The 1,501-nt window shown below is 67.0% G+C and carries 1 protein-coding gene; it reads right to left on the bottom strand.

Going from position 1 to position 1,501, the window contains the following annotated elements; translation table 11 throughout:
• Window positions 1–499: 499 nt before the first annotated feature.
• Window positions 500–1,360, bottom strand: coding sequence for a xanthine dehydrogenase family protein subunit M (locus NZM16_RS09280; RefSeq protein WP_295480078.1), 861 nt, complete (start codon window positions 1,358–1,360; stop codon window positions 500–502).
• Window positions 1,361–1,501: the final 141 nt, after the last annotated feature.

Raw genomic sequence — 1,501 nt, forward strand, 5'->3', positions numbered from 1 at the left:
GAAAGGGGGGGCTCGGCCCTCTTGCCGTAGAAAGCTCAGGGCGCTCGGTGGATGGCCTGCTTGTCCAAAGTCCAGTCGATCACCCTGGTTGGATTTCATTTTAGCGCAAATCAGCCAAAACGTTTCTGAATCCCTCTCCCCACGCCCCGAAGCAGCGTGGGGAGAGGGTAGGGGGAAGGGGATCGGGCCCTTTCCCGTCATCGGCTGGTTCGCTCTCTGGCTTGCACGAGTTTTGGGCACGAGCGAGATTTCTTCTCACCCCCCCGAGGCCGAAGGGCCTCGGGGAGGAGGGATTTGATCGATTTTTGAGCACAGGAATGAACAGGTGGGGCCGCAGGGAGGGGAGACCGAAGATGGGGGACCGCAGGATGGCCCGAGGCGACCCCGCCCGCTTCCAATGCCCCTCAAGCCGTATCAATGAGGCGGGTCGGGCAATCCATCGCCCGACCCGCCCATGCCTCGACCGCTAGGAAATCGCTGGAAGTGCCGTCCGGGTTCTCTACCCCGCCCGTTCCGCTGCTCGGAGCAGGGCCCGACGGGTGAGCACGGCGCACAGATGCGCCCGATAGGCGGCGGAGGCGAAGGGATCACTCAGTAATCCCTCGGGGCGGACCATGTTCTCAGTGGCTGCCCGCACCGTCGCCTCATCCAGCCGCTGGCCGGCCAGCGCCTGCTCCACATTCGTAGCCCGGAAGGCCTTCGGGGCCGCGCCGGTGATACCGATCCGCACCTCCCGGCAGACCCCGTTCTCCACCCGAACCACTGCGGCTACCCCCACCACCGCGTAGCGGGAAGCTGGATGGGGAAACTTCTCATAAGCCCATCCAGCGCCCCGACCCAGGACCGGCACATGCACCTCGGTGAGGATCTCGCCGGGCTGCAGGGCGGTGGTGAGCATCGCCACGAAGAACTCATCCGCCGGGATTGTCCGCTCGCCGCCTGGCCCCACGGCTTTCATCGTCGCGCCCAGGGCCAGCATCGCCGCCGGGTAGTCCGCTGCCGGGTCCGCATGGGCCAGGCTCCCGCCGATGGTCCCCATATTGCGCACCGGCGGATCCCCGATGTGCGCGGCCACCTCGGGGAGCAGCGGGCACCATTGTTTCAGCTCCTCCGAGAACTCCACTTCACGATGGGTGGTCAGCGCGCCGATGACCACCGTTCCATCCGCACGTCGGATCCCCTTCAGCTCCGCGATGCGTCCGATGTCCACCAGCGCCGGTGGATTCGCCAGACGGAGCTTCATCAGCGGGATCAAGGAATGCCCACCGGCCAGCACCTTTGCCTCCGGATGTTGCCGCAGGAGGTTCAGGGCCTCCTGAAGGGTCGTCGCCCGATAGTAATCAAAGGACGCCGGATACATCGTCCCCTCCTCTCAGGTTCGGATGCGGGAGGGGCGGGGAGGGGCCCCCGCCCATACCCCCCCGCCAGGGGAGGCCGCGCGGGGCGCCAGGATTGCGCCCCCCCGACCCGCCCGGGGGGGGGGGCGATAGAATTGGCCGGA

The sequence above is a fragment of the Thermoflexus sp. genome (genome assembly GCF_025055495.1).
Lineage (GTDB): Bacteria > Chloroflexota > Anaerolineae > Thermoflexales > Thermoflexaceae > Thermoflexus.